The organism is Spirillospora sp. NPDC000708, from assembly GCF_040299565.1.
GTDB lineage: Bacteria > Actinomycetota > Actinomycetes > Streptosporangiales > Streptosporangiaceae > Spirillospora.
In genome coordinates, this window is sequence record NZ_JBEPCJ010000039.1 from 22,984 (window position 1) to 49,023 (window position 26,040).

Consider the following 26,040-nt stretch of genomic DNA (forward strand, 5'->3'; position numbering starts at 1 on the left):
ACGGACGGGACCCCCGCACCGGCGGCCCGACGCGGGCCTTCATCGGGGACGGCGCTCCGTCCACCGCTCGACGACCTCCAGCTGCGCCGCGAGCGAGATCAGCGTCGCCTCGTCGGAGTCATGGCCGAGCAGCTGCGCCCCGATCGGCAGGCCGTCCTTCGTGAAGCCCGCCGGGACGTTCACGCCGGGCCACCCGAGCACGTTCCACGTCCACGCATACGGGCACGCCGCGGCGACGCCCGACTGCGTTTTCTGGTAGCCGGCGCCGTCGAAGGCACCGACCTTCAACGGCGGCTGCGCGGTCGTCGGCGTCAGCACCACGTCGGCGAACCGGAAGATGCGCCCGACCTTCTTCTGCAGGTACGGGTCCATCCTCCTGGCCAGCGGGAGCAGCCGCTTGCCGACGAGGCGCCCGATCCGCGCCTCGGCCTCCGTCCGCGCCTCCGGCCGCGCGTTCGGGATCGAGTCGAGCCAGTCCGCGACCCCGGCCGTCCCGCGCGGGATCAGCCCGAGGCCGACCAGGCCGTAGTCCGGATCCGCGGGGAACACCTTGTGCCCCAGCTCGGTCAGGCGCCGGGAGATGCGCTCGACCGCCGCCCGGATCTCCGGATCGAGCTTCCCGCTCACCCCGAAGGCCGTCCGGTACGACACCGCGATGCGCAGCCGCCCCGGCTCCCGCCTCGTCGCGTGCACGAAGGGCAGCACCGGACGCCCCACCTGGTACGCGTCCTCCGGATGGCTGCCCGAGAGCACGTCCAGCAGCAGCGCCGCGTCCTTGACGCTCCTCGCCAGCGGCCCCCACACGGTGATCCCGTTGAAGGGATCGGTGTGGGGATGACCGGAAACGCGCCCCCGCTGCGGCTTGATGCCGACCAGGCCGGTCCACGCCGCGGGGATCCGGATCGACCCCGCCCCGTCGGACCCCACGGCCCCCGCGACCATCCCCGCCGCCACCGCCGCCGCGGACCCGCCCGACGACCCGCCCGGCGTGTACTTCGGGTTCCACGGGTTCCGCGCGGCCCCGTACGCCGGCGACTCGCTGAACGGCCACAGCCCGATCTCGCACGTCGTCGTCTTGCCCACGACGATCGCGCCGGCGGCCCGCAGCTTGCGGACCACCTCGCCGTCCCGCACGGCCGGCCGGTGGTCGCCGGCCACCGCGAACGGCGTGGTCTCCCCCTCGATGTCGGTGTCGTCCTTGATGGCGACCGGCACCCCGAGCAGCGGCAGCCGCTCCCCCTCCGCCAGCCGCTTGTCGGCCTCCCGCGCCTCCTCCACCGCGGCCTCCCGCACGACCCGGAAGGCCCCGAGGGACTCCTGCCGCCGGATGCCGTCCAGCGACGCCTCCACCAGTTCCGCGGAGGACACCTCGCCTTTCCGCAGCGCGTCCGCCTGAGCGGCCAGACCCAGCTCCACGCCCACCTCCGGAGTATCGTTCGTTCGAACGAACGATAGCGTCCGCGCCGTGTTTGGGGAAGACTGTGCAGCAATGAGCGCCCGCGACCAGATCCTCCACGCCACCCTCCGCCTGATCGGCGAGCAGGGCATCGGCGCCGTGACCAACCGCGCGGTCGCCCGCGCGGCCGGCGTCTCCCTCGGCTCCCTCACGTACCACTTCCCCAGCCAGGACGAGCTGCTCCGCGAGGCGCTGCGCGCCTTCGTGGACACCGAGATCGCCCGCATCACGGCCTACGCCGAGGGCCTGCGCGAGTCCGGCATCGCCCCCGTCGACGCCGCCGACTTGGTGGAGAAGGCCGTCGTCGACTTCGCCTACGGCCCCGAGCAGATCGCCAACCTCGAACTGCACCTGCACGCCGCCCGCGACCCCGCCATCCGCGACACCTCGGCCCGCTCCGTCGAGGCCTACGACCGGCTCGCCACCGCCGTCCTCACCGCCCTCGGCATCCCCGACGCGGAGCGCCACGCCCCGGCGATCGTCGCGATGCTCTACGGCCTCGCCGTCCGCCGCCTGGCCACCGGCGACACCGCCGCCACCGGCACCGCGGACGCCTTCCGCCTCCTCCTCCTGGGCGCCCTCCCCCGCGACTGAGAAAGGCCTCTGGCCCGCACGGCCCCAGAGCGGGGTAACGGGGCCGTGCGGGCCAGAGACCTGTCTCAAACAGGAACCTCAGTCGACGTTCGCTCTGCTCTCCGCCTGTGCACCTCCGCCGTCTTCCGATGTGAACAAGCCCAACGCTAAGCCGCCCCCGCCCACCCCAGAACCCCCTTAAGCCTCACTTAGGGAAGGGCTGAGGAGGGCTTATCTGGGGTGGATGGAAAGGGTGGGAAGGGAAGGCGAGCCAATTGGTGCTGTTACTCAGGGCTGTTCACCTGTCACGCTGAGTAGCGTTCGAGCGTGTCGTTCGTACGGGACTGGAGGGACAGATGCGTGTACGGGTGAGGGGCGGCGCGGCGGTGGCCGGCGTTGCTCTGGCGGGGACGGCGCTCAGCGGCGGCGGGGCGGTCGCGGGCGCGGCGGAGCGGCAGCAGCCGCTGCGGCCGGCGCAGGAGGGTGCGCTGCCCGTCCAGCAGGTGGCGGCACTGGGCGTCTGGGCGAAGCCGCCGCGTGATGCCGAGGAAGGGCACGGGACGGGTGGCATCAAGGTCGGGCGCAAGGGCGCCGCGAAGGCGATGCACCGGCTCATGGTGCGGGACGAGCTGCGGCAGCGGTGGTGCCACGGGCGCGTCCTCCCGTCGGGCGGGCTGAACCTGCGGGAGGGGCCCGGGCTGCAGTACAAGGTCGTCCGGATCCTCCCGCACAACAGCCAGGTCACCACGGACTGGGACACCGTCCAGCGCAGGGACGGGTACCTGTGGGTGCGGCTCCCCGACAGGTTCTGGATCGCCGACTACAAGACCGGCGACGGGAACGGCAAGTGGTACGTCCGGTACTCCGACTGCCACTGAGGCGGTAGGCCGGCGCCCGTCCCGGCGGGCGCCGGCCCGGCGCTGGTACGGTCCAGCGATGAAGGATGTGCCTTTTCTCGGCGATGAGAAGGAAAGCCTGCGGGCGAGCCTCGACCGGCATCGGGACGTGGTGCCGTGGAAGCTCGACGGGCTCGACGAGGAGCGGGCGCGGCGGCGGATGACGCCGACGGGCACGAGCCTGCTCGGGCTGACGAAGCACCTCGCGGCCATGGAGTACTTCTGGTTCTGCCACACGTTCGGGCGGGAGACCGAGCCGCTGCCGCTGGCCGACGACGACCCGGAGATGGACCTGCGGGTCGAGGCGGACGAGACCACCGAGGGGATCCTCGCGTTCTACGAGCGGGCGCGGGCCGGCGCGGACGCGGTGATCGACGAGCTGGACCTCGACGCGACGGGCACGGCCTGGTTCGGGCCGACGGTGTCGCTGCGCTGGGTGCTGATCCACATGATCGAGGAGACCGCGCGGCACGCCGGGCACATGGACGTCCTCCGGGAGCTGCTCGACGGGACGACGGGCGACCACGTGCGGGACTGATCAGGTGCGCGAGTGGCGGCGCCGGACGAGGCGGCGAGAGCGCCGGGCCGGGGGCAGCCACTTGGTGCGGAACCACATCTGGACCTGCGCGCCGCCGAGGACGCTGCGGTGGATGCGCAGGTAGCCGCCGGTGGACTCGGCGGCGCGGCGCGCGATGTCGAGGCCGAGGCCGGTGGAGCCGCCGCCGCTGCTGCCGCGTTTGAGGGCGGCGTCCGGGTCGGCGATGCCGGGTCCGCCGTCGGCGACGAGGATGCCGGTGACGCCCTGCCCCTGGTGCAGGGTGACGACGAAGCCGGTGCCCTCGGCGGTGTGCCGGAAGACGTTGCCGAGCAGCGCGTCGACGGCGGCGGCCAGTTCGCTGCCGGGCAGCGGCAGCGGCGCCGGGCCCTCGGCGCCGATCAGCTCGCAGGAGCGGCCCTCGTCCTCGGCGAGCACGGACCAGAACCCGACGCGGTCGCGGAGCACCTTGGACGCGTCGCAGCTGCCGCGCCCGGTGGGGCGCCGGACCGTCCGGATGATCTGGTCGACCTCGCGTTCGAGGCGGTCGACGGCCTCGCGGGTCTGGTCGGGGACGGGTCCCTTCCCGAGCGCCTCGGCGTTGAGCCGCAGCGCGGCGAGGGGGGTGCGCAGCCGGTGCGACAGGTCGGCGGCCATCTCCCGTTCGGCGGACAGCAGCTGGACGACGTGGTCCGCCATCGCGTTGAACGCGAGGCCGGCCTCGACGAGCTCCGGCGGCCCGTCCGGTTCGATCCGGACCGACATCTCGCCGTCGCCGAACGCGGCGGCGGCCTCGGCGAGCCGGCGGGTGGAGCGGATCATCCGGTTGCCGAGCCGGTCCGCGACGGCGACGGACCCGGCGACGAGCGCGGCGGCGACGGCGGTCATCACCAGCCACGCCTTCCACACCCCGCGGGTGAGGTCGCCGTCGGGCAGGAACACCTCGATGACGGCGGTGCGGCCCGCGTCCAGCGACACCGGCTGCAGCAGCGCGTACCCGCCGGAGACGCGCGCGGTGTAGGAGCGGCCGCGGCGGCCCGCCTCCATGAGCTGCTCGGGACCCGCCGACGGGTCGCCGGTCCCGGGCTTCGGGACGAGCGTGCCGTCCGGCATGTGCACGGTCATGCGTCCGGCGGCGCCGGCCTGGGTGCTGGCGACGGCGCGTTCGAGGGCCGCCGGGTCCTCGGTGACGACGAGCACGGGGCCGAGCGCGCTCGCCTGCCGCTCGGCGGTGGTCAGGGCCCGGTCCCGGGCGATCTCCCGGACGGTCAGCGCGAGCGGGATGAGGAAGGCCAGCGCGACCATCGAGGTGACCGCGAGGGACACCAGGACCAGCGTGCGTCTCATGCGCGGGGGCCGGGCTCGGCCAGGCGGACCCCGACCCCCCGGACGGTGTGCAGGTAGCGGGGTTTCGCCGCGGTCTCGCCGAGTTTGCGGCGCAGCCAGGACAGGTGCACGTCGATGGTCTGGTCGTCGCCGTAGGCCTGCCGCCACACCTCGGCGAGCAGCTCGCGGCGGGCGACGACGCGGCCGGGCCGGGCGGCGAGGTAGGCGAGCAGGTCGAACTCGCGGCGGGTCAGCTCCAGCGGCGCGCCGTCCAGCCGCGCCTCGCGGCGGTCGAGGTCGATGTGCAGCCCGCCGACGCTGATCTCGGCGGACGGCCCGGACCGCGCGGAGCGGCGCAGCACCGCGGCGAGCCGGGCGCTGAGGTGCTCGGCGGAGAACGGCTTGATGAGGTAGTCGTCGGCGCCGGCGTTGAGCAGCCGGACGATCTCGGGCTCGTCGTCGCGGGCGGTGGCGATGATGACCGGGACGTCGGACACGCCGCGCAGCATCTTCAGCACCTCGGCTCCGTCGAGGTCGGGCAGCCCGAGGTCGAGGATGACCACGTCCGGCGGCGACTGGGTGACCTCGCGGAGCGCGTCCATCGCGGTGCCGACGCTGCGCACGACGTGCGAGCGCGCGCTGAGTTCGCGGATCAAGGCGGTACGGACGTTCGCGTCGTCCTCGACAACCAGAACACTCGCCATGCCGGAACCGTATGCCACCATGTGTCGATGCGTCGGGCGATGTCGTATGTTGCCCCGTGGGCGGTCGCGACCGCGGTGGCGGTGGGGCTGTCCTGGCTCGGGGTGCGCGGTGTCGTGCGCGGCGCGGTGTCGGAGCGGTCGGCTCCGCCGCCGATCGCGGGGCCGGTCATCCACGGCAGCCCGTCCACGCTGCCGGGTCCGCCGACGAGCGTCGGGTCGCCGACGTCGGCGCCTCGTCCGGCGACGGGCGAGGACCAGGGCCCGACGCCCAGCAGGTCTCCCTCCCCGTCGCCGTCGCCGTCCGGGAAGCCGTCCAAGCAGAAGCCGCCCGGCAACGTGCGCAGTTTCGCGACGCGCGGCGGGCAGGCGGCGCTGGCGTTCACGGGCGGTCGCGTGAAGCTGGTGTCGGCGACGCCGAACCCGGGATACGAGACGCGCGTGACGGAGGCGGACGGCTGGCTGCGCGTCGACTTCCTCACCGACGAGCACACGTCGTCGATCGTGGCGACCTGGGGCCAGCGCCCGCCGGCGGTCAAGGTGTACGAGTACTGAGCGGAGACGGCCCCGGGCGGGTGCGCGGAAAGGCGGGCGGCCCGTGCACCGGCCGCCCGCCATCGGTCCGCGACCGCTACTGCTGGCTCTTCTTGACCATCAGGTAGCCGGAGATGAGGCGGTACGCGCCGTAGAGCATCGGGCCCCAGGCGACGACGTACACGCCGCCGCTCGGGCCGGAGGCGTTGCTGTAGGTGATCAGCGTGATGAGCAGGCCGCCGAGGAACCACGCGGCGCCGAAGCCCATGCCGCGCTTGCCCTTGGTGTCCCAGATGCGCCGCTGCTCGTCGCTGACCTGCTGGTAGTGCGGGGCGTCCTGCGCCGGCCGCTGGTAATGCGGGACCTGCTGGTCCTGCGGCGGTTGCCGGTCTTGCGGCGCGGGCTGCGGCGGCTGCTGGTACTGCGGCGCGGGCTGCGGGGGCTGCTGGTAGTGCGGAGCCGGTTGCGGGGGCTGCTGGTAGTGCGGAGCCGGTTGCGGGGGCTGCTGGTAGTGCGGAGCCGGTTGCGGGGGCTGCTGGTAGTGCGGGGCGGGCTGCGGCTCGGTCATGGTGCTCTCCCTCAGGTGACCGGGCGGCCGTGCGAGCGCGCCTCGGCGATGATGCGGTCGATGAAGGCGTCCCTGCCGCCGGTCAGCAGCAGCGGGACGGGGATGGTCGTGCCGTCGCGGCCCTCGACCTTGTAGCCGGCGACCTTGCCCTCGTCGCCCTGCTTGCGCTTGTAGACGGCCTTCACCGCGGCGAGGTCCCCCCAGGCGATCACGAGCGGGCCGGTGCGGCGCCTGGCGACCAGGCCGCCGTCGAACAGGTACGTCGCCCGGGAGCCGACGGTCAGGCCGCGGATCGCGTAGACGATCCCCCAGAGGAAGCCCATCAGCAGGACGAAGTGGATCGGGTAGGTCAGCGAGTGGACCCAGGAGAAGACGTCCGTGGAGCCGGGGACGAGGGACAGCAGCCACATGAGCAGTAGGCATCCCGCCGCGGTCGCGCCGCCGAGGACGACGGCGGTCGTCGCGGTGACCTCCCGCCGGACGTCGGAGAGCGCGCCGAGCCCGTGCCGCGCGGCCGCGCCGGCCACGTCGTCGGGAGGGATCATCGTGGTCGCCGCTCCGTCCATCATTCCTCCGATCGCCGACAGAGCCTCGGCGAGCACGATGACGGATGCCGGTACACGTCCGGTATACGCGCGGCTCGTCGCGCGCCGGGACCGCGCGGGCGGCGCGCGACGAGCGGAGTGGAGCGGAGCGCTCAGCCCTGCCCGGCCAGGTTGACGCCGACGGTGACCTCGTCCAGCTCGGGGATGCTCATCGTGGTGCCGTAGAAGCCGCTGCGCCACTGCACGGGGTCCGCGTTGCGGAAGCCGAGCTCCCGGTTGGCCGTGGCCCGGTCGACGCCGGCGGCGTACCGGGAGTGGACGACCTTGCGGAGCCCGAGTTCGCGGGTGACGAGCTCGAACTTCTGGAGCGCGAGGTCGATCTCGGTGGAGACCCCGCCGTCCCAGCCGGCGTCGACCTGGACCATGTCCCGGCCGGCCGACATGTGCACCGCGTTCCGCTCCCAGTCGATCTTGATGAACAGCTCGACATGGCACGCGCCGTCGCCGTCGAGGCCGTAGACGGAGATCTCCTTGATCCAGCGCCTGTCGACGCCGAGGAGAAGCCGGCGGACGAAGTCGCGGTCCCGCGAGCTGCGCGAGAGGACGCGTTCGACCTGCATTTTGATCAGTTCGGCGCGGGCGTAGGTCGCCGTGTACGTCGCGGTCCTGGCGATGACCATGCGTGTTCCTTGGGGGTTAGGAGGAGAGGAAGTCGTGTGCCGTGTCGGCGGCCATGCCCGTGGCCACGGCGAGGATGTCCTCGACCGGGTGCGGGCGGTCGTCGATTCTGACCCGGCTGCGCGAGATCAGGCTCCTGGCGAGGTCGCCGAGGCCGTGCCGGTAGAGGGCGGTGGTGAGCGCGGTGTCGTCCATGCGGCGCCGCACCGCCGCCCAGAAGGAGATCGGTTCGTCGGGGAAGCGGCCCACGAGGTCGGCGGCCTGCTCCCCGCTCAGCCAGGGGAAGAGCGAGTGCACCGCCGCCGCGCGCTCCGCGGGCTGCATGCGCCAGCTGAAGATCCGCATGCGGCCGCTGCGCCGCAGCGGTGCGTACAGGCGGGTGAAGTCGTTGCCGGTCAGGATGATGGGGACCCGGCGCATCCGCTTGCCCTCCACCCGGGTCGGGTAGTCGGCGAGGTGCATCAGCTCGGTGATCAGGTTCTGGGTGTTGACGGTGTACTGCGTCAGCTCGCCCCAGCTGCCGATCGCGGCGTCGGCGTCGTTGAGCAGCACCGCCGCCGGGGTCCCCGCCTCGGCGTAGCCGCCGGCCTCCAGGTAGGCGGCCCGCATCCGGGCCGCGGGCGCCCCCGCGTTCGGGCTCTCCAGCTCGCCGCCGGACAGCAGGACGGCGTGGATTCCGGCGTTCTCCAGGATGCGCTCGACCTGATAGGTCTTCCCCTCGCCCGGCGGCCCCTGGACGCCCAGGAGCAGCGGGGTGCCCGGTCGCGCGTCGGGCTGGAAATTGGCGATCAGATGCAGGCCGACGACGTCGGAGAAACGCCGTGCGATCGATTCGGTCACGTTCCCGATTCCCTCCGGCGCCGTTCCTTCTCCCGCAGCACCTCGGCCGGCAGCCCGAGAATCTCGGCGCGCAGATCGGGCCGGGAATCGTCCGGTGCCGACTCGTCCGCGGGAATCAGATCACCGGCGGCGGGCGCGTTGCCGGAACCGGCCATCGCCCGCTCGCCGGAAACGGCCGCCGCGTCGCCGGAAACGGTCCCCGCCGCGCCCGCCGAACCGGCGGCCGCCTCGTCGCCGGTGAGCGGCAGGCCCAGTTCGCGGCGGCGGGCCGTCACGCTGTTGACGAGTTCCTCCAGCGCCGCCTGCGGCTCGGGCAGCGTCTTGCGGATCCGCCCGGACGGCCGGATGACCAGACGGTCGTCCCGCCAGGTCAGGTCGCGGTCCTTGTCGACCACCGCGTCGAGCTCGCGGACCGCGACGCCCATGGCCTGCCGGCTCTCCAGCGCCCGGTTCTCCTTGATCCGGCTCTCGATGAGCGCCACCAGTTCCCCGCGGTTCCGTTCGGTCTGCCTGTTGCTCAGCAGACCGCTGATGTAATTGCTCAGGACATTTCCGATCACCCCGAGCACAAAAGCCTCGATCAACTCCGGACCTCGCATCCGCGTGAAGACGAACCACCGTATGGGACGCCGGCCGGGCGACGATGGTTCACCACAGAATGCGGCATCGCGCGTTTCGGTGTCCACGGCACGAAGATCGCGATATGGGCCGCCGCGAACCCCGTATTTCCCCGGGGGTCGGCCCGCGCGGGGCGCGGGATATGCTCGGAATTTTCGCCCCGGCCCCGGCCGCCGCCACCGGGCGTTCAACGGCCGATCTTTTGCGCCTTTCGGTGCGAAATGCCGGATGGCCGCCGCCTCCGGCGCCCTCCCGGAGGCGGCGAGGCGAGCATCTCGCCGCTGCTACGCCGGCACGGAGCGCCCGCACCGGCCATCGGTCATGCGCGGGAAGCGGACGTCCGGGGATCGACGGCATGTTCGGTGAAGCGGCCGCAGGAGCGGAAGCCCAGGCGGCGATAGACGGGCGCGCCGTCCTCGGACGCCTGCAAGACCGCGATGCCGTGGCCGCGTTCCCGGGCCGCGTGGAGCGCGGCGAGGGTGACGGCTCCACCGAAGCCGCGCCGGCGGTGACCGGCGAGGGTGGCGATGTTGTAGATCCCGGCGACGCCTGCGTGGTGGAACACCTCGGCCGAGCACACCGGACGGCCCGCGGCGTATCCGACCAGGTAACGGGCGGGGCAGTCCTCGGCGAGTGCCGACGGAGCCGCCTGTGCGAAGAAGCGGCGCACCGTGCCGCTGGGCGGGCTCCAGTTCGCGGCGACGACCTCGGCGTAGTCGCGGAGCCGATCCGGCGTGGACACCGACCGGATCTCCAGTCCTTCCGCTCCAGGGAGGGGCAGGGTGCCATCGAGCTCGGCCCACATCGCCGTCTCGTGCTCGGTCGCCGGCAGGCCGGCGGCCGACAGGCGGGCGCTCAGATCCGGCGGCGTCGACGCCGGGCCCACCCACCAGGAGAAGCCGCGGCCGGTGCCGGCGACCGCCCGGACGGTCTCGGCGATGCGCGCCGCGGCGGACGAGGGGCCGAACCGGGCCGCGGCGACGATGTTGAACGTGTCGTCGTCGAGCCCGCTGTCGGCGATCAGCAGATCGCCGGGCTCCGCGACGGTGGCGCCCCTCATCCCCCGATGCAGGTGACAGGCGTGTTCGGCCAGGTTCCTTTCCATCCTGGCCAGCAGGTCGGCTTCATCGAGAGGGCGAGTGCGCAGCGGTTCCACGACGGTCGACCCGATCACGGCCAGGGAGTGCGGGGCACACGCGGTCGGCTGCGGGCGACGGCCGTGACGCGGAGCCGGGAGGTCATCGGCGCGTCCGTTCCGGCCGCCGTCCCCCACTCGGCGGCAAGGGCGAACTCCCGGCCGGTGCCCGACACAACCATGACAGATGACATAGTCCGATGAGCGAGAACTCCATGGAAATTAGCTTGACCCGGCGACACTTGGCCTCCCTTCTCACCTCTCCTATTATGTCGCTTGTCATGACTACTGATGCCGGACAGGGCCCGCCGAGGCCGACCTCGATGCGGGAGCGGATCGTGCGCACCGCCTCCGAGATGATCCGCACCAAGGGGGTGTCCGGCACCAGCCTGCGCGAGGTGGTGACGGCGGCGGGCGCCCCGCGCGGGTCGCTGCAGCACTACTTCCCGGACGGGAAGGAGCAACTGGTCACCGAGGCGCTGCTGTGGGCGGCGGCCTACGCGTCGGGCCGGGTGGTCCGGGCCGTCGACCGTCTCGATCCGCCCACCCCCGGCGGCCTGTTCACCGCGATGGTCGACCAGTGGCGCGGGCAGTTCCGCTCGGCCGGTTACGCGGCCGGCTGCCCGCTGGTGGCCGCCACCGCGGACACGGTGGCGATCAATGAGAACCTGCGCGCCGCGGTGAGCCGGGCGTTCGACGGCTGGCACTCCTCCGTCGCGTCCGCGCTGATCGAGTTGGGCGTGCCCGCCGCGCGCTCCGACTCGCTGGCACTGCTCATGCTCTCCACGCTGGAGGGCGCGATCGTGCTGGCCCGCGCACGCCGCGACCTCGGTCCGCTGGACGCCGCCGCGGCCGAGCTCGCCCCGCTACTGGACGCCGCGGCCCGGCCGCGACGGCGCCGGAACAGAACGGATCACCAGGCCGGGAACACCACCGGGCCGGAGGAAGGAGAGGGACATTGACGGTCTCCACCATGCCACGGGACCCGGACGGCCTGACCGCGCTCGGCGGGGGCATGCTGCCCGGCCATCTCGGCGTGCGGGTGTCGTCCTGCACGGACGGCGAGGTGTCGGGAGAACTCCCCATCCGGCCTGAGCTGTTCGCCCCCAACGGGTTCGTGCACGCCGCCGCGCTCATCGGACTCGCCGACACGTTGTGCGGGTACGGCTGCATGTCCGCGCTTCCCGCCGGGGCCGACGGGTTCACCACCGTCGAGCTGAAGACGAATTTCCTGGGCGCGGCGAGGGAAGGCGTCCTGCGCTGCCGCGCCGTGCCCGTCCACAGGGGCAGGTCCACGCAGTTGTGGGATGCCACGGTCACCGACGACCAGGGCCGGACGGTCGCGGTGTTCCGCTGCACCCAGCTCGTCCTGTGGCCGCGGTGACCGATGGACGACAACGAGTTCGCCCGCCGCTGCGCCGCGCTGACCAGTGCCCACCTCGCCGACGCGTGCCTGCGCTTGGGCGTGCCCGTGCGCTGCGCGCCCCCGTCGGTGCGTTCCATGACACCCGGCGCCCGGATCGCGGGCCGCGCCCTTCCCGCTCGCCATGCCGGCAGCGTCGACGTCTTCTTCGAAGCGTTCGGGCACGCCACCCCGGGCGACGTGCTCGTGGTCGACAACGGCGGGCGCGATGACGAGGCATGCGTCGGTGACCTGGCCGTCCTGGAGGCCCGGGCCGCGGGGGTGGCCGGAGTGGTGATCTGGGGCCTGCATCGCGACACCGCCGACCTCCTCGCGATCGGCCTGCCGGTGTTCAGCACCGGCGCCCTCCCGACCGGTCCGCAACGGCTCGATGAGCGCCACCCGGAGGCGCTGACGTCGGCCGCCGTGGGCGAGTGGACGATCGACCGCGGCGACCTGGTCGTCGGCGACGACGACGGCGTCCTTTTCCTCCCCGCCGATGCGGCGGGCGACCTCGTCGCCCGCGCGGAGGCGATCCGTGACACCGAGAGGCACCAGGCCGAGCGGATCCGCGGCGGCACCACCCTTCGCAGCCAGTTGCGCTTCGACGACTACCTGGCCCAACGCGAGCGGGATCCCTCACTGACCTTCCGCGCCCATCTGCGTGCTCTGGGCGGCGCCATCGAGGAATGACCTCGACCGCCGAACCGCCACCACCACGGCCTGACCGCCCGCCGGAGGCGGCTCGGGTGCCCCCCGGCGCCGCAACGCGGGGTGGACGGGGCTGGGCGGGTCCACCTGCCTTGCGTGACAATCCATCTCTACCGGGCGGCCGTCCCCGGCCACCGGACCACGCCTTCGCGGCACCACAGGAGATGATCTTCAGATGCGGTACCTGGTCTCCGTGATCGATGACAAGAGCGATCCCGGCAGCACGGACAGGCAGCCCGCCATCAGCGCGTTCAACGAACGGCTGATCGCCGAGGGCCACTGGGTCTTCGCGGGCGGGCTCGCCGACACCGACGCGGCCACGGTCGTCGACAACCGGGGCGAGCAGCCGGTGTTCACCGACGGGCCGTTCCTGGAGTCCAAGGAGTACCTCGCCGGCGTCTGGGTGTGGGAGGCGCCCGACCTTGACGTGGCGCTCAAGCTCGCCACCGAGGCGTCGAAGGTCTGCGACCGGAAGATCGAGGTGCGGCCGTTCCGGTGAGCGCGCTCGACGTCCGCGAGACGGTCGCCCGGGCCCACCGAGACGAGTGGGCGCGGGTGGTCGCCGCCATGACCAGGCGGTTCGGTGACCTCGACATCGCCGAGGAGGCGGCCGCCGAGGCGTTCGCCACCGCCGTCGAGCGGTGGCCGGCCGACGGCGTCCCGCCCAATCCCGGCGGCTGGCTGACCACCACCGCGAGCCGCAAGGCCATCGACCGGATCCGCCGTGAGAGCAAGCGCGACGGCAAGCACAGGGAGGCCCGGATGGTGCAGGACACCGCCCCGCCCGAGCCCGCGGGCGCCGTCGACGACGACCGGCTCCGGCTGATCTTCACCTGCTGCCATCCCGCGCTGGCGATGCCGGCCCGCGTGGCGCTGACGCTGCGCATGCTCGGCGGCCTCACCGTCCCCGAGATCGCCCGCGCCCACCTGGTGGCCGAGACCGCCATGGAGCGGCGGATCACCCGCGCGAAGGCCAAGATCAAGGCGGCCCGCATCCCCTACCAGGTGCCGTCCGCCGAGGATCTCCCGGCACGCGTCACCGGCGTGCTCGCCGTGCTCTACCTGGTGTTCAACGAGGGCTACCTGGCCACCGGCCCGGGCACCGACCCGGTGCGCCGCGACCTGACCGCCGAGGCGATCCGGCTCACCCGCCTGGTCCACGCCCTGATGCCGGACGACGGGGAGGCGGCCGGGCTGCTGGCGCTGATGCTGCTCACCGAGGCCCGCCGCAACGCCCGGGTCTCGTCCGGCGGCGAACTGGTCCCCCTGGCCGAGCAGGACCGCGGCGCCTGGGACGCGGCGCTGATCGCCGAGGGCCACCGGCTGGTGCGCGAGCGCCTGGCCGCTGCCGCCGCCGGGGTCGCTCCGGGCCGCTACCAGATCCTCGCCGCGATCAACGCCGTGCACACCTCCGCCCGCGACGTCCGCGGCACCGACTGGTCGCAGGTCCTCGCGCTCTACGACCAGCTCGTCCGCCTCGACCCCTCGCCGATCATCGCCCTCAACCGGGCCATCGCGGTCGCCGAACTCGACGGCCCGCAGGTGGCGCTGGCGATCGTCGACCGCCTCGAGGACAAGCTCGCCGGCTATCACGCCTACCACGCCACCCGCGCCGACCTGCTGCGCCGGCTGGGCCGGAGCCGGCAGTCGCGCGCGGCCTACGACAAGGCCATCGACCTGGCCGGCAACACCGCCGAGACCGCCTACCTGACCCGCCGCCGCGACCAACTGGGCTCAGGACCACCTTGACGGACAGCGACCTGTCGGCGCCGCTCACCTAAACCCCAAGTCCTTCTTTCAGCGCCCGCTTCACTGCCGTAGGCGCCGCGCCACCGGGCGGCGGCTTCGGTCCTGGCCTGGCCGCAAGGTAACGAGCCGGGTTGCAGGTGCACCCTGCTGAGGAACGGCGACCCCATCGAGGTGACCGTGATCGGCCTTTGCTCCGAGTCGTCGCCGAGACCTCCCCCTAGAAGGCCCGAAATGAGGTCGAGCCGCTCTCCCGGCGGGCTTGGGCAAGACCGTGGAGCATCTCGCCGAGCACCTTCTCGTCCGAACCGAAGGTGAGGCGGACATGCGTGTCGGGGGCGTGCATATCGGCGCCGCGGACGGCCGCGATGCCTCGGCGCAGAAGGGCGCGGTCGACCTCCGCCGGTGTGTCGCCCAGCTGCGCGCAGTCGACCAGCAGGAAGGCGCCGGCCAAGGGACGCACGGGCTCGGGGAGGCCGGCGGCGGCGATGCCGTCGCACACGAGGTCGCGCTTCGCCTGGTAGGTGGCGAGTGCCTGGTCGAGCCAGTCGCGAGGTCCGGTAAGGGCGGCGGCCGCGGCGCTCTGCGGGACGATGCCGCAGCAAACCGCCTCCCATTGCAAGCGGCGTTCGAGCGCGTCGATGACCGGTGGCGACGCCAGGACATAGCCCATCCGCCAGCTCGCGAGCGCGTAGTACTTGCTGAGACTCATGACCGTGACGATGTGCGGCCAGCGATCGGCGAAGCCCTCCACCGGCTGGTATCGGCGGCCGTCAAAGGTGAAGTGCCGCCAAGAGTCGTCGGAGATCACCAGGAGCCCGTGGCGTGCCGCGATGTCGACGACCGCTCCGATCGTCGCGGCGTCGGGCATCTGACCGGTCGGATTGTTCGGATTGCACAGGAGCACGGCACGGCTGCGCGGGCTGATGGCGGCCTCCACTCCCTCGATGTCGAGTGCCCATCCATCGCATTCGCGGGACGGGACGTACGCGGGCGTCGCGCCGGCCTCGCGTATGGAGCCGTCGAAGAAGAAGGTGGGAGTCGGCACGATCACCTCGTCGCCCGGTGCGAGCACCGTGCGGAGCACGAGCGAGAGCCCGTGCATTGCTCCGTGGGTGATCAGGAGACGGCGGTCGGGATCGACGCTCAGTCCGTGTTCGCGCCCGAGTTCGGCGGCGATCGCCGCCCGGAGCCTCGGGAGACCGCGGCCGTCGCGCGGGTCGGGCTGTTCCATCGCGTCCACGACCGCCTGCCGCACGTGCTCGGGCATGGGGAGGACAGGGGCTCCCACAAGGGGGAGCATTCGCACGCCGCCGCGCGCACTCCGCTTGGCGCGATCGTGTGCGGCCATTGCGCCCATGGTCGGAAGGTCGCTCACGGCGGGGATGGCCCAGGTCGAATTGTTGCGCTGCATAGAGCCAGCATCGCACACTAAGATATCAGCTACAATACTTGATATCTCTCAACCGCCCTATGGCGATGAGTTGATGTATCAATATTATGAAGTGATACGCTTGCCGACGTGAGCGATATTCATACAGTGATCAGCGGCACGCCTCATGTCCCGGCCCTGCTGCTCGCAGGCAGGGAAGAGGCCACCCTCGACCGGACCGGCCAGGCCTACCGGGCGATCAGGCGCCAGATCATCGATCTGACACTGCCGCCGGGCAGCAGCTTCACCGAATCGTCGCTCGCGCAGCAGTGGCAGATCAGCAAGACTCCGGTGCGCGAAGCGCTCGCGCGACTGCGGCGCGACGGTCTCGTCACGGCGCTTCCCCGGGCGGGCTACGTCGTCAGCCCGGTCACGCTCCAGGACACCGACGATCTCTGTGCCTTGCGGACGCTCCTGTCCGGCGAGGCGGCGGCGGCCGCCGCGCGCCACGGTGTCGAGAAACCCGCGCTCGAGCGGCTCGAAGTGCTGTCCAAGGTGCCTTTCGCGCTGGCGGAGGGCGAGGTGGAACTCGAGGAGTCACTGCGGGCCGGAATCGAGTTCGAGGCCATCATCGCCAACTTCAGCGGCAACAACCGCCTGTGCAAGGCGGTCGTCGACGTGGTCGACGAGTTGGAGCGGGTCCTGCGGATGGCTTCGTTGATCGCTCCCGACACCGCGAGTCCGCCCGGGGAGCTGGAGGCCGTCTTCGAGCGGGTGCGCGCGCGAGACGAGGACGGCGCCCTCGAGGCGACGCGCAGGCGATGCGAGCGTGTGCGCCGCGACGTGCTCCGGTCTCTGGCGAGGAGTACCTCGGTCAGCAGGGCGAACATCGAGATCCCGTCGGCCGGGACGGTGTGACGTGGCCGCCGGCTCGATCCGCTCGGTCGAGCCGGCGGCCGGGGCTCGTCAGTCCGCCGTCGGGAAGTGGAGCCCGCCCGCTCCGGGCGAGCCGTCCGCGGTCGCCTCGGGCCAGCGGCCCGTGACGACCTTCCCGCGCGTGTAGAACGCGACGCCCTCGGGACCGTGGATGTGATGGCCGCCGAACAGCGACTCCTTCCAGCCCCCGAACGAGTAGAAGGCCATGGGCACCGGGACCGGGACGTTGACGCCGACCATCCCGACCTGCACACGGCGCTGGAAGACGCGCGCCGCCCGGCCGCTGGAGGTGAAGATGGCCGTGCCGTTGGCCCATGCGTTGTCGTTGATCAGGTCGATCGCCTCCTCCAGCGAGCCGACGCGCACGACGACGAGCACGGGACCGAAGATCTCGTCCCGGTAGAGGTCCATCTCGGGCGTGACGCGGTCGAACAGCGTCGGGCCGACGAAGAAGCCATCGCCCTGGACATCGATGTCCCGCCCGTCGACCACGAGCCGGGCGCCCGCCTCCACGCCGGAACCGATGGAGGCCCTGATGCGCTCGAGCGCCTCCGGGGTCACGACCGGGCCCATCTCGGACCCGGCCGTCAGCCCCGGCCCGACCTCGATCGCCGCCGCCTTCGCGCTCAGGCGCTCGACGAGCGGCTCCGCGACGTCGCCGACCGCCACCGCGACCGAGATCGCCATGCAGCGCTGGCCCGCCGAGCCGTAGGCGGCCGCGACCAGATGCCCGGCGGCGAGATCGAGATCGGCGTCGGGCAGCACGACGGCATGGTTCTTCGCCCCACCGAGCGCCTGCACGCGCTTGCCGCTCGCGGCCGCGCGGTCGTGCACGTACCGTGCGATCGGTGTGGAGCCGACGAATGAGACCGCCGCGATGTCCGGATGGTCGAGGATCGCGTCGACCGCGACCTTGTCGCCGTGCACGACGTTGAAGACGCCGTCCGGCAGGCCGGCCTCGGCATAGAGGTCGGCGACCAGGTTCGCCGCCGACGGGTCGCGTTCGGAGGGCTTGAGCACGAACGTGTTGCCGGTCGCGATCGCGATCGGGTGCATCCACATCGGGACCATCGCGGGGAAGTTGAACGGCGTGATCCCGGCACAGACGCCGAGCGGCTGCCGGAACGAGAAGAGGTCGACGCCAGTCGAGACCTGGTCGGAGTACTCGCCCTTGAGCAACTGCGGGATCCCGCAGGCGAAGTCGATCACCTCCAGGCCGCGGATGACCTCGGCTCTGGCGTCCTCCAGAACCTTGCCGTGCTCGGCGGTGACGATCCGCGCGACATCGTCGAGGTGCCTCTCGACGAGGCCGCGGAAGGCGAACATCAGCCGCGACCGATGCATGACCGACGTGTCCGCCCAGCCCTGCAGGGCGGCGCGCGCGGCGCCCACCGCGGCGTCGACGTCCGCGGCCTCGGCCAGCAGCACGTCGGCCTGGTGCTCGCCGGTCGCGGGGTTCCACACCGGGGCGGTGCGGTGCGACTCGCCGGCGGTCTCCCGGCCGCCGATCCGGTGCTGGATCGTGCTGACTACCGTTGTGCTCACAGGGCTGCTCACCTTCTCGTGGTTCCAGGGTCGTTCGGCGGCTGCGCTCCGCCGCCTCACGGTCGTGCACCTCGTCCGGGTGCCGCCGCTTCAGACGATCAAGTCGCCGCCGTTGATGTCGACGGCGGCGCCCGTGATGTACGCGGCCCGTTCGGACGCGAGGAACGCCACGAGCTCCGCGACCTCCCAGGGCCGCCCCAGCCGGGGCACCGGGAAGGACCGGGCGGCGCGGTCGAGCGCTTCCTCGGGCAGCAGACCGCGCGCCATCGGCGTGTCGATGAGGCCCGGGCAGACGGCGTTCACGGTGATCCCGTCGGGGCCCGCGTCCTTCGCCAGATGCCGGGTGAGTCCGAGCACGCCGTGCTTGGCCGCCGTGTAGTGGGCGCCGCCGGCCGTGCTGACGGTCTTGCCGGCCGTGGAGGAGAAGTTGACGATCCGTCCCCAGCCGCCGCTGCGCATCGCGGGGAGCGCTCGGCGGCAGCAGCGGAACGTCCCGTCCACGTTGACCGCGAGCACACGGTCCCACTCGTCCTCGGTGATGTCCTCGGCCGCGGTCGGCGGTGCGATGCCCGCGGCATTGACCAGGATGTCCAGCCGCGATTCGTCCTGGAGCAGCGCGGCGAACGCCCGGTCGACCTGGTCGGCGCTCGTGACGTCCACCGCGAAGGACCGGACGCGGTCCGCCGGCACCGCGAGCGTCGAAGCCAGCTCCGCGTCGCCGGGTACGGTGAGGTCGAACACCGCGACGGTCGCTCCGCGCCGCGCCAGCGCGTGCACGGTCGCAAGGCCCATGCCGCTCGCGCCGCCGGTCACGATCGCGACCCGGCCCTGGAACTCGCGGCCGTCGGCGGTGGTGGGCGCCCGGAACCCCTCCCGACCGCTCATGAGCCGGCCAGCACGGCGCGGGCCCGACCGAACGCGGTCACCGCGCGTTCGAGCTGGTCGGCGGTATGCGCCGCCGAGACCTGCACCCGGATCCGCTCCTCGCCGGCCGGGACGACCGGATGCGAGAGGGCGAAGGCCAGGACGCCGTCGCGCCGCAGCGCCCCGGCGACGTCGGCGGCCACCGAGCCACCCGGCAACATCACAGGGATGATCGGGTGCTCGCCCGCCGGGACGTCGTAACCGAGGTCGAGCAGCGCTCCGCGCAGCCAGGCGGTGTTGGCCGCGAGGCGCTCGCGCAGTTCGGGGCGCTCCCGGGCGATGCGGATCGCGGTCAGCGCCGCTGCGGCCAGCGGCGGGGCCATCGCGTTCGTGAAGATGTACGGGCGCGACGCCTGACGCAGCGTCTCCACGATCGCGCGGTCCCCGGCGACGAAGCCTCCCGCCGCGCCCAGGGCCTTGCCGAGCGTCCCGGTCAGCACATCCGCGCCCCGGCGCAGCCCGAAGTGCTCGGCCGTACCCGCACCGGTCGCGCCCAGCACTCCGGTCGCGTGCGAATCGTCGACCATGAGGGCCGCGTCGTGGCGGCGCGCCAGCTCGCGGAGCCGAGGCAGCGCGGCGACGTCGCCGTCCATGCTGAACACTCCGTCGGTGACGATGAGCCGGTTGCGGGTGCCCGCGCTGCCGGCGAGCCGGCACTCGAGCGCGTCGAGGTCCGCGTGCACGAAGACGAACCGCCGGGCGGGCGACAGGCGGATGCCGTCGATGAGGCTCGCGTGGTTGAGGGCGTCGCTGAAGACCGCATCGTCCGGGCCGAGCAGTGCGGCGAAGACGCCGAGGTTGGCATCGAAGCACGAGGAGTAGAGCACGGCGTCCTCGGCTCCCACCAGCTCCGCGATACCCGCCTCGAGCTCGGCGTGAATCGCCCGGGTGCCGCAGAGCACGCGCCCCGCGGTGACCCCGAGCCCCATGTCGCGCAACGCCCGCCGGGCCGATTCCAGAACCTCGGGGTCGGCGGCGAGCCCGAGGTAGTCGTTGGCCGCGAGGTTCACCAGGTTCTCGCCGGCCACGCCGAGGGTCGGTCCCTGGGGCCCCGAGACCATCAGGTCGCGGCGCAGGCCGGCCGTCGTTCGGCGCTCGTCGAGCTCCCTGCGCAGCCGCTCCAGGAACGTGCCGCTCACTCTTCCCGTCCCTCTGGCCAGCCGGCGCAGGTGACGACCTCGAACCCCCGGCTGGGGAACACGGCGTCCATGAAGAAGTCGTGCATCGCCGCGTCGCCATCGGCGCAGCCGTCGCGCAGGACGGTCACCCGGTAGCCGCGGTCCGCCGCGTCGTAGCACGTCGCGGCGACCATCGCGCTGGTCGCGACTCCCGCGACCGCGACCGTGTCGACGCCGCCGGCGCGGAGCACGAGGTCGAGGTCCGTGCCGGCGAACGCGCTGGCGCGGCGCTTGAGCACGACGACGTCCTCTTCGGCGACCGGCAGAGCGATCTCCGCTCCGGCCGATCCCTCAAGGAAGGCGTCCCCGGCCTCGTAGAACGACCTGAACATGGCATTGCCCGGCGGGAGGTCGGCCCCATTGGGCCGGAAGGCGAAGTGCACGAACGCGACGAGCGCACCGGCCGCGCGGGCGCGCGGGAGCAGATCCGTGAGCGGCGGCACGACCCGCCGGGCGAACGGGTAGCCGGTCGTGATGCCCCGTTGGACGTCTCCGATGATCAGTGCTGTGGTCATGACAGGCTCCCGTCGAGTCGTTCCATCCGCCGTCCCGTGGTCAGCAGGACGGTCATCCCGGCCACCATGATGATCGCGATGGCCAGCAGCGCGTAGGTGAAGCTGCCGGTCGCGTCCTCGATGCTCCCGGTGATGTAGGGACCGATGAACCCGCTGAGGTTGCTGACGGAGTTGATGAGCGCGATCCCGGACGCCGCGGCGGCACCGGTCAGGCCGATGGCCGGTATCCGCCAGAACTGGGGCATCGCGGTCATGATTCCGGCGACGCTCAGGCAGACCGCGAGGATGAACAGGAGGCCGCTGCTGGTGAAGGTCGCCAGGATGAGGCCCAGCGCGCCGAGCGACATCGGCACGACCGTGGCCGTGACCGCCGACCGCCGGGCGGCGAAGCGCGCCCACGCGAGCAGCGCGACCACGGCCACCGCGTACGGGATCGCGGACAGCAGCACACTGCTGACGTCGCCCGCGCCGCCGATGCTGTCCGTGATGGACGCGATCATCGTAGGGAGGAAGTACGCCAGCGGGTAGAGGCCGAACGCGATCGCGAACCACGACACGGCCATCGCCCACACCCGGCCGCTGGTCAGCGCCTGGCGCATCCCGGTGTGCGCGCCATGGGTGCGGTGTTCGGCGGCCTCCGTCGCCAGGGTCTCCTCGATCGCGGCCTTCTCCCGGTCGTCGAGCCAGCGCGCGTCCCGGGGGCGGTCCGGCAGCAGGACGAAGATCAGGATGCTGACCAGGACCGTCAGGCCGCCCTCGACGAGGAACAGCGCCCGCCAGCCCGCCACGCCGAACAGGTCCCGCCCCCAGGCGAGCAGAGCGGCGGCCAACGGCGAACCGATGACCGCGGAGATCGGGGTCATCAGGAAGAAGCCCGACAACGCCCAGGAACGCTGGCGGCGGGGGAACCAGAACGTCAGATAGAGCAGGATCCCGGCCGCCAGGCCGGCTTCGGCGAACCCGAGCAGCAGCCGCGCGATGTACAGCGTGGCCGCCGAGTGCACGGCCGCGGTCGAGGCGGTGACCAGGCCCCAAGTGATCATGATCCGGGCGATCCACTTCCGCGCACCGAAGCGGACCAGCATCATGTTGCTCGGCACCTCGATGAGGACATAGCCGATGAAGAACAGCCCGGCGGCGAGGCCGATCTGGCTGCTGGACAGGTGCAGGTCACGCTTCATCGGTGCGGCGATGTAGCCGACATTGGCGCGGTCGATGTAGCTGGCCACGTAGGCCAGGCCGATCAGGGGGACGATCCGGATGCCGACCTTGCGCCACGTCCGGGGCGTCACGGTGGTCTGGGGCTCGGAGGCGGTCGCGCTCATCTGGCTGTCCCGTCGGTCGGGAGGGATGGGGCCCCGGAGCGCGCCGTCTCGCGCAGTCCGGCGGTGGCGGCCGCGTCGATGACGCCGGCCTCCGTGATGACGACGCCGTAGTCCCGTGCGGCGCCCTCGGGGGTGACCTTGCCGTCGAGGACGTCCTCGCGGACCCGCTCCACGGCGCGCTCGAACGGGCTGCCGTGCCCGCCGCCGCCCGCGGTCACATGCCGGTGGCGGGTTCCGGCGGTCATGACGAAGTGCGGTTTGGACTCGAGCACACGTTCGCCGGGTCCGCCGTGGTCGAGAGCGTTGAGCGAGGGCGTCCCCGGCGCACCGCCGTCCAGCCCGTACGGCAGGAACTTGCGCCGGTCGGACCTGATCTGCACGCTCGCCTCGGGCGCCAGCAGCGTCATGTCCCGGAAGGTCGCCAGCCCCCCGCGCCAGCGGCCCGCTCCGCCGGAGTCCGGCAGGTATCCGTATCCGTCGATGCGGAGGTGTCCGGAGCGTTCCAGTTCCTCGACGGGGGTGTTCGTCAGATTGGCGCCCAGCGAGCTGATCCCGTCGACGCCGTCGCGGTCGGGCCGGGCGCCCCATGCTCCGGCCAGGGGGTCCCACAGCACGACGGACTCCCCGCCGTCGGCGACGAGGCCGATCGCGATCCCATCGGGTCCGCCGTCACCCGCGGCGGGCACCCGGTCGGGGAACACCGGGGCGAGCGCCCCGAGGACCGCATCGATGATCCGGAAGCCGACGAGGCCTCGGGCGCCGCGCGCGGCAGGCCGTCGCCCGTTGAGGATCGAGGCCTCGGGGATGACGAAGGAGAACGGCCGGTAGAAGCCGCTGTTGGCCGGGATGTCGGCGGCGAGCACTCCCTGCAGCGCGGCGTACGCGGCGGAGCGGGTGAACGAGGCCGTCGCGTTCAAGGCTGAGTCGACCTGCGGCGCGGAGCCGGTGAAGTCGAGTTCTATCCCGGACTCCGAGAGCGTGGCCCTCACCCGGATCGGGATGGGCCCCGAACCGAGACCGTCGTCGTCGATGTGGTCGGTGAACTCGTAGGTGCCCGGGACCGCTTCGGCGAGTGCGGCGCGCAGCAGGGTCTCGGCGTAGTCGAGCAGTTCGTCGATGAGGACGGCGAGTCCCTCCACACCATGCCGTTCCGCGAGGGCGCGCAGGCCCTCGGCCCCGGTGTGGCAGGCCGCCATCTGGGATTCGAGGTCGCCGCGCAGCAACTCCGGCTCGCGGACATTGCGCAGGATCAACCGCAGGAACGTCTCGTTCATGACACCGGCGTCCACCAGGCGCGAGGGGGGAATCTGGACCCCTTCGGCGAAGATGCTCTTCGACTGCACGGCCATGGAGCCGGCCGCCCAGCCCCCGACGTCGGTGTGGTTGACGACCGTGACCGAGAACCCCAGCAGGGCCTCCCCCGCGAACACCGGAGCGACCGCGAAGATGTCCGGCAGGTGCATGCCGCCCAGGGACGGGTCGTTGAGCAGGTAGACGTCGCCCGGCTGGATCCGGCCGCCGAACTCGTCGAAGATCGCCTCCATCGCGTCCGGGATGGAGCCCAGGTGCACCGGCAGCGTGTTGGCCTGAGCGATCACCCTTCCGCGCGCATCGCAGAGGGCGGCGGAGAAGTCCATGCTGGACGCGACGAGCTGCGAGTGCGCCGTACGCAGGATCGTGATCGCCATCTCGTCCGCGAGCCCCGTGACGGCGTTGCGGAAGACCTCGAAGGTCACGGCGTCGCGGATCATTCGGCACTCCAGGTGATGACGATGTTGTTGAACCGGTCGCGGTGGACTCGCGCGCCAGGGGGGACGAGAGTGGTGGCGTCCATGTCCTCGACGATCAACGGTCCGTCGAGGGGCTCGGGGCCGAGGTCGCCGCGCCCCACGACGACCGTGGGTACGGTCTCCGCGAACCGGCATTCACGGACGGTCGGCTCGCCTCCCGCGGTGATGGGAAGGCCCAGCACGTCCGCGATGGACCCGGATGCGGGCAGTCTGCCGCGTACCCGGAGGTTGACCAGCTCCACCAGCTCGTCCGTACCGGCCCGGCCGTAGGTGCGCTCGTGTTCGGCATGGAATCGCGCCCGCGTCGCGGCGAGCAGCTCATCGGTGAGGGCGCCTTCGGGCACGCGGATGCGCAGCTCGAACCGCTGACCGCGGTAGCGCATGTCCAACAGCCGGTCCACGATCGCGTCCGCTCCCAGCTCGGCGGTCACCTTCGCGGTGAGCCGCGCGAACTCCCTGCCGAGCGCGCTCACCTCGGCGAACTCCGGCCGGTACGGCGCGAGTTCGTGGCGCTCGGTGTCGGCGACGAGCAGACCGAGGCTGCTGAACAACCCGGGGTGCACCGGCACGATCACGGTGGAGATGCCCAGCTCACGAGCCAGTGCCGCCGCGTAGAGCGGACCGGCGCCGCCGAACGCGACCATGGTCGCCTCGCGCGGATCACGGCCGCGTTCGCTGGTCACGGCTTTGACCGCAGTGGTCATGCTCGACACGGCGACCTGGTACGCGCCGCGAGCGGTGCCCGGCACGTCGCCGCCGAGCCGCTCGGCGACCGGCGACAGCGCCTTCACCGCGAGATCGGGGTGGATCACCACGCGACCCCCGGCGAGGGACTTCGGGCTGAGGTATCCCAGCGTGACGTTCGCGTCGGTCAGCGTCGGCAGCTCACCGCCCTGCCCGTAGCAGGCGGGGCCGGGGCGTGACCCCGCGCTGGCAGGCCCCACGTGCAGGGCGCCCGCCGCGTCGACGGAGATGATGCTGCCGCCACCGGAGCCGACCTCGGCGATGTCGATCGACGGCGCCCGCACCGGATAACCGGCACCGGACCCGAGTCCACGGGCGACGTTCATGCCCCCGCCCACCTCGTACTCCGCCGAGACGAACGGCTCACCGTGCTCGATGAGCGACGCCTTCGCCGTGGTCCCGCCCATGTCGAACGCCACGACCGTGGACAAGCCGATCATCTGCGCGAGCTTCTGCGCGGCGGTGACGCCGGCCGCGGGGCCGGACTCGATGATCTGCACCGGCCGTTGCGTGACGGACGCCGCGTCGAGCAGTCCCCCGCTGGACTGCATCACCAGCAACGGGGCGCTCACACCCGCCGCCCGCAGCCCCGCCTCCAGACGGGTGAGATAGCCGTGCACGGCGGGACCGACGTAGGCGTTGACCGCCGCCGTGCTCGTGCGCTCGAACTCCTGCGGCTGCGGAGAGACATCGACCGAGGCCGTGACATAGACGCCGGGCAGCGCAGCCCGCAGCAGATCGGCGACCCGCCGCTCCTCGTCAGGCCGGGCGTAGGAGTTGATCAGGCACACGGCCACCGCCTCGATGCCGTCCGAACGCAGCCGCGTGGCCAGCGCGCGAACCTCGTCCTCACCGGCCGGGGGCTCGAGCCGCCCGGCTGCCGTGATGCGCTGGTCGAGTTCGTACCGGTTCCGGCGCCGTGCGAGGGGCTCGGGCTTGGACCAGGACAGGTCGTACAGCACCGGCCGGCGCAGGCGGCCGAGTTCCAGCACGTCCCGGAAACCGCGCGTGGTGACCACGGCCGTCCGGACGCCGCTCATCGACAGGATCGCGTTGGTGGCCACGGTCGTGCCGTGCAGCATCGCGATCACGTCCTCCGGTGCGGCCGCGGCGGACGCGAGAACCGCGGTGGTCGCCCCCACCACGCCCGACCCGTAGTCCGGCGGGGTCGACGGGACCTTCATCGGGACCACCTCACCGGCAGGGCCCAAGGCGATGACGTCGGTGAAGGTGCCGCCGATGTCGGCGCCGACCCGCCAGCCGGCCGGTCGGGGATCGTGACTGGGAGGCACGGGCATCTCCTTCGCAGAGCGAGCAATTGGGATCAGAATAAGAGCGAGTTGAGATATCAGCAAGAGTCGATTGATGTTTTTATGCAGCTCGAGGCGTTAGGGGCAATGCCGGCGGGGCCCGATACCGGGCTGCGGCGAGGTTGCCGCCGGCGTCT

27 protein-coding genes are annotated in these 26,040 nt (G+C 72.3%); 10 read left to right on the forward strand and 17 right to left on the reverse strand.

Features of this window, described 5'->3' with window-relative positions; genetic code table 11:
- Positions 1-39 precede the first annotated feature (39 nt).
- On the reverse strand, positions 40-1,422 hold the full coding sequence (locus ABT299_RS26125) for an amidase (RefSeq protein WP_500252317.1): 1,383 nt from the start codon (positions 1,420-1,422) through the stop codon (positions 40-42).
- A gap of 67 nt (positions 1,423-1,489) precedes the next feature.
- Between ABT299_RS26125 and ABT299_RS26130 the strand changes: the two genes are divergently transcribed.
- From ABT299_RS26130 to ABT299_RS26140, 3 genes are all read left to right on the forward strand, one after another.
- Positions 1,490-2,050, forward strand: a complete 561-nt coding sequence (locus tag ABT299_RS26130) for a TetR/AcrR family transcriptional regulator (RefSeq protein ID WP_190864706.1) — start codon at positions 1,490-1,492, stop codon at positions 2,048-2,050.
- A gap of 335 nt (positions 2,051-2,385) precedes the next feature.
- A complete protein-coding gene (locus ABT299_RS26135) occupies positions 2,386-2,907 on the forward strand; it encodes an SH3 domain-containing protein (RefSeq protein WP_387027423.1) in 522 nt (173 codons plus the stop codon).
- Positions 2,908-2,965: 58 nt separating this feature from the next.
- Positions 2,966-3,463 carry a DinB family protein gene (locus ABT299_RS26140; protein WP_500252318.1) on the forward strand — a complete coding sequence of 166 codons (498 nt, stop codon included), beginning with the start codon at positions 2,966-2,968 and terminating at the stop codon, positions 3,461-3,463.
- Here the strand turns inward: ABT299_RS26140 and ABT299_RS26145 are convergent, their stop codons facing one another.
- A complete protein-coding gene (locus tag ABT299_RS26145) occupies positions 3,464-4,807 on the reverse strand; it encodes a sensor histidine kinase (protein ID WP_190864678.1) in 1,344 nt (447 codons plus the stop codon).
- Positions 4,804-5,490 (reverse strand): response regulator transcription factor, encoded by a 687-nt coding sequence (locus ABT299_RS26150; RefSeq protein WP_190864676.1) that lies wholly within the window; start codon positions 5,488-5,490, stop codon positions 4,804-4,806. Before ABT299_RS26150 ends, ABT299_RS26145 begins: the two co-directional genes overlap by 4 nt.
- A gap of 39 nt (positions 5,491-5,529) precedes the next feature.
- Here ABT299_RS26150 and ABT299_RS26155 point away from each other — a divergent pair, with 39 nt between their 5' ends.
- The gene (locus tag ABT299_RS26155) at positions 5,530-6,042 is read left to right on the forward strand and encodes a hypothetical protein (RefSeq protein WP_500252319.1); all 513 of its coding nucleotides are present in this window, start codon (positions 5,530-5,532) and stop codon (positions 6,040-6,042) included.
- 76 nt (positions 6,043-6,118) lie between these two features.
- Here ABT299_RS26155 and ABT299_RS26160 read toward each other — a convergent pair whose 3' ends face one another.
- The 6 genes from ABT299_RS26160 to ABT299_RS26185 all read right to left on the reverse strand — a co-directional run bounded on the left by ABT299_RS26160 (position 6,119) and on the right by ABT299_RS26185 (position 10,330).
- Entirely contained in the window at positions 6,119-6,589 is a 471-nt protein-coding gene (locus tag ABT299_RS26160; RefSeq protein WP_500252320.1) for a hypothetical protein, read from the reverse strand.
- 11 nt (positions 6,590-6,600) lie between these two features.
- Positions 6,601-7,134 (reverse strand): hypothetical protein, encoded by a 534-nt coding sequence (locus tag ABT299_RS26165; RefSeq protein ID WP_387027415.1) that lies wholly within the window; start codon positions 7,132-7,134, stop codon positions 6,601-6,603.
- Positions 7,135-7,286: 152 nt separating this feature from the next.
- Positions 7,287-7,814 (reverse strand): hypothetical protein, encoded by a 528-nt coding sequence (locus ABT299_RS26170; protein ID WP_500252321.1) that lies wholly within the window; start codon positions 7,812-7,814, stop codon positions 7,287-7,289.
- Between the two features lie 16 nt (positions 7,815-7,830).
- The gene (locus tag ABT299_RS26175) at positions 7,831-8,652 is read right to left on the reverse strand and encodes an AAA family ATPase (RefSeq protein WP_190864666.1); all 822 of its coding nucleotides are present in this window, start codon (positions 8,650-8,652) and stop codon (positions 7,831-7,833) included.
- A complete protein-coding gene (locus ABT299_RS26180) occupies positions 8,649-9,338 on the reverse strand; it encodes a hypothetical protein (protein WP_190864664.1) in 690 nt (229 codons plus the stop codon). The genes ABT299_RS26175 and ABT299_RS26180 overlap by 4 nt, the downstream gene beginning before the upstream one ends.
- 251 nt (positions 9,339-9,589) lie before the next feature.
- Entirely contained in the window at positions 9,590-10,330 is a 741-nt protein-coding gene (locus tag ABT299_RS26185; protein WP_387027413.1) for a GNAT family N-acetyltransferase, read from the reverse strand.
- A gap of 356 nt (positions 10,331-10,686) precedes the next feature.
- Between ABT299_RS26185 and ABT299_RS26190 the strand changes: the two genes are divergently transcribed.
- The 5 genes from ABT299_RS26190 (at position 10,687) to ABT299_RS26210 (ending at position 14,267) form a co-directional block, all read left to right on the forward strand.
- Positions 10,687-11,367 (forward strand): TetR/AcrR family transcriptional regulator, encoded by a 681-nt coding sequence (locus tag ABT299_RS26190; RefSeq protein ID WP_387027412.1) that lies wholly within the window; start codon positions 10,687-10,689, stop codon positions 11,365-11,367.
- Positions 11,364-11,789 (forward strand): PaaI family thioesterase, encoded by a 426-nt coding sequence (locus ABT299_RS26195; protein ID WP_500252322.1) that lies wholly within the window; start codon positions 11,364-11,366, stop codon positions 11,787-11,789. The genes ABT299_RS26190 and ABT299_RS26195 overlap by 4 nt, the downstream gene beginning before the upstream one ends.
- 3 nt (positions 11,790-11,792) lie before the next feature.
- Positions 11,793-12,500, forward strand: coding sequence for an RraA family protein (locus tag ABT299_RS26200; protein WP_500252323.1), 708 nt, complete (start codon positions 11,793-11,795; stop codon positions 12,498-12,500).
- A 193-nt stretch (positions 12,501-12,693) separates the two neighbouring features.
- Positions 12,694-13,017, forward strand: coding sequence for a YciI family protein (locus tag ABT299_RS26205; protein ID WP_500252324.1), 324 nt, complete (start codon positions 12,694-12,696; stop codon positions 13,015-13,017).
- Complete coding sequence (locus ABT299_RS26210) at positions 13,014-14,267, forward strand: RNA polymerase sigma factor (RefSeq protein WP_500252325.1); 1,254 nt, start codon at positions 13,014-13,016, stop codon at positions 14,265-14,267. Before ABT299_RS26205 ends, ABT299_RS26210 begins: the two co-directional genes overlap by 4 nt.
- Positions 14,268-14,484: 217 nt before the next feature.
- Here ABT299_RS26210 and ABT299_RS26215 read toward each other — a convergent pair whose 3' ends face one another.
- On the reverse strand, positions 14,485-15,678 hold the full coding sequence (locus ABT299_RS26215; protein ID WP_500252326.1) for a pyridoxal phosphate-dependent aminotransferase: 1,194 nt from the start codon (positions 15,676-15,678) through the stop codon (positions 14,485-14,487).
- Positions 15,679-15,786: 108 nt separating this feature from the next.
- On the opposite strand from ABT299_RS26215, the gene ABT299_RS26220 reads away from it, so the two are divergent.
- Positions 15,787-16,554 carry a GntR family transcriptional regulator gene (locus tag ABT299_RS26220; protein WP_500252327.1) on the forward strand — a complete coding sequence of 256 codons (768 nt, stop codon included), beginning with the start codon at positions 15,787-15,789 and terminating at the stop codon, positions 16,552-16,554.
- A 48-nt stretch (positions 16,555-16,602) separates the two neighbouring features.
- Here the strand turns inward: ABT299_RS26220 and ABT299_RS26225 are convergent, their stop codons facing one another.
- The 7 genes from ABT299_RS26225 to ABT299_RS26255 form a co-directional block, all read right to left on the reverse strand.
- Positions 16,603-18,117: a CoA-acylating methylmalonate-semialdehyde dehydrogenase gene (locus ABT299_RS26225; protein WP_500252328.1), complete on the reverse strand. Its 1,515-nt coding sequence runs from the start codon at positions 18,115-18,117 to the stop codon at positions 16,603-16,605.
- Between the two features lie 90 nt (positions 18,118-18,207).
- A complete protein-coding gene (locus ABT299_RS26230; protein ID WP_500252329.1) occupies positions 18,208-19,002 on the reverse strand; it encodes an SDR family NAD(P)-dependent oxidoreductase in 795 nt (264 codons plus the stop codon).
- Positions 18,999-20,180, reverse strand: a complete 1,182-nt coding sequence (locus tag ABT299_RS26235; protein ID WP_500252330.1) for a glycine C-acetyltransferase — start codon at positions 20,178-20,180, stop codon at positions 18,999-19,001. The genes ABT299_RS26230 and ABT299_RS26235 overlap by 4 nt, the downstream gene beginning before the upstream one ends.
- Complete coding sequence (locus ABT299_RS26240) at positions 20,177-20,734, reverse strand: cysteine hydrolase family protein (RefSeq protein ID WP_500252331.1); 558 nt, start codon at positions 20,732-20,734, stop codon at positions 20,177-20,179. The genes ABT299_RS26235 and ABT299_RS26240 overlap by 4 nt, the downstream gene beginning before the upstream one ends.
- Positions 20,731-22,059: an MFS transporter gene (locus ABT299_RS26245; RefSeq protein ID WP_500252332.1), complete on the reverse strand. Its 1,329-nt coding sequence runs from the start codon at positions 22,057-22,059 to the stop codon at positions 20,731-20,733. Before ABT299_RS26245 ends, ABT299_RS26240 begins: the two co-directional genes overlap by 4 nt.
- Positions 22,056-23,810, reverse strand: coding sequence for a hydantoinase B/oxoprolinase family protein (locus ABT299_RS26250; RefSeq protein ID WP_500252333.1), 1,755 nt, complete (start codon positions 23,808-23,810; stop codon positions 22,056-22,058). The genes ABT299_RS26245 and ABT299_RS26250 overlap by 4 nt, the downstream gene beginning before the upstream one ends.
- Positions 23,807-25,948 (reverse strand): hydantoinase/oxoprolinase family protein, encoded by a 2,142-nt coding sequence (locus ABT299_RS26255; protein WP_500252334.1) that lies wholly within the window; start codon positions 25,946-25,948, stop codon positions 23,807-23,809. The genes ABT299_RS26250 and ABT299_RS26255 overlap by 4 nt, the downstream gene beginning before the upstream one ends.
- Positions 25,949-26,040 lie beyond the last annotated feature (92 nt).

Bases quoted from the DNA above. Each gene is read 5' to 3' on its own strand.
- ABT299_RS26130 (WP_190864706.1), top strand. From the start codon at position 1,490: ATGAGCGCCCGCGACCAGATCCTCCACGCCACCCTCCGCCTGATCGGC.
- ABT299_RS26135 (WP_387027423.1), top strand. From the start codon at position 2,386: ATGCGTGTACGGGTGAGGGGCGGCGCGGCGGTGGCCGGCGTTGCTCTG.
- ABT299_RS26140 (WP_500252318.1), top strand. From the start codon at position 2,966: ATGAAGGATGTGCCTTTTCTCGGCGATGAGAAGGAAAGCCTGCGGGCG.
- ABT299_RS26145 (WP_190864678.1), bottom strand. From the start codon at position 4,807: ATGAGACGCACGCTGGTCCTGGTGTCCCTCGCGGTCACCTCGATGGTC.
- ABT299_RS26150 (WP_190864676.1), bottom strand. From the start codon at position 5,490: ATGGCGAGTGTTCTGGTTGTCGAGGACGACGCGAACGTCCGTACCGCC.
- ABT299_RS26155 (WP_500252319.1), top strand. From the start codon at position 5,530: ATGTCGTATGTTGCCCCGTGGGCGGTCGCGACCGCGGTGGCGGTGGGG.
- ABT299_RS26160 (WP_500252320.1), bottom strand. From the start codon at position 6,589: ATGACCGAGCCGCAGCCCGCCCCGCACTACCAGCAGCCCCCGCAACCG.
- ABT299_RS26165 (WP_387027415.1), bottom strand. From the start codon at position 7,134: ATGATCCCTCCCGACGACGTGGCCGGCGCGGCCGCGCGGCACGGGCTC.
- ABT299_RS26170 (WP_500252321.1), bottom strand. From the start codon at position 7,814: ATGGTCATCGCCAGGACCGCGACGTACACGGCGACCTACGCCCGCGCC.
- ABT299_RS26185 (WP_387027413.1), bottom strand. From the start codon at position 10,330: ATGAGGGGCGCCACCGTCGCGGAGCCCGGCGATCTGCTGATCGCCGAC.
- ABT299_RS26190 (WP_387027412.1), top strand. From the start codon at position 10,687: ATGACTACTGATGCCGGACAGGGCCCGCCGAGGCCGACCTCGATGCGG.
- ABT299_RS26200 (WP_500252323.1), top strand. From the start codon at position 11,793: ATGGACGACAACGAGTTCGCCCGCCGCTGCGCCGCGCTGACCAGTGCC.
- ABT299_RS26205 (WP_500252324.1), top strand. From the start codon at position 12,694: ATGCGGTACCTGGTCTCCGTGATCGATGACAAGAGCGATCCCGGCAGC.
- ABT299_RS26215 (WP_500252326.1), bottom strand. From the start codon at position 15,678: ATGCAGCGCAACAATTCGACCTGGGCCATCCCCGCCGTGAGCGACCTT.
- ABT299_RS26230 (WP_500252329.1), bottom strand. From the start codon at position 19,002: ATGAGCGGTCGGGAGGGGTTCCGGGCGCCCACCACCGCCGACGGCCGC.
- ABT299_RS26240 (WP_500252331.1), bottom strand. From the start codon at position 20,734: ATGACCACAGCACTGATCATCGGAGACGTCCAACGGGGCATCACGACC.
- ABT299_RS26245 (WP_500252332.1), bottom strand. From the start codon at position 22,059: ATGAGCGCGACCGCCTCCGAGCCCCAGACCACCGTGACGCCCCGGACG.
- ABT299_RS26250 (WP_500252333.1), bottom strand. From the start codon at position 23,810: ATGATCCGCGACGCCGTGACCTTCGAGGTCTTCCGCAACGCCGTCACG.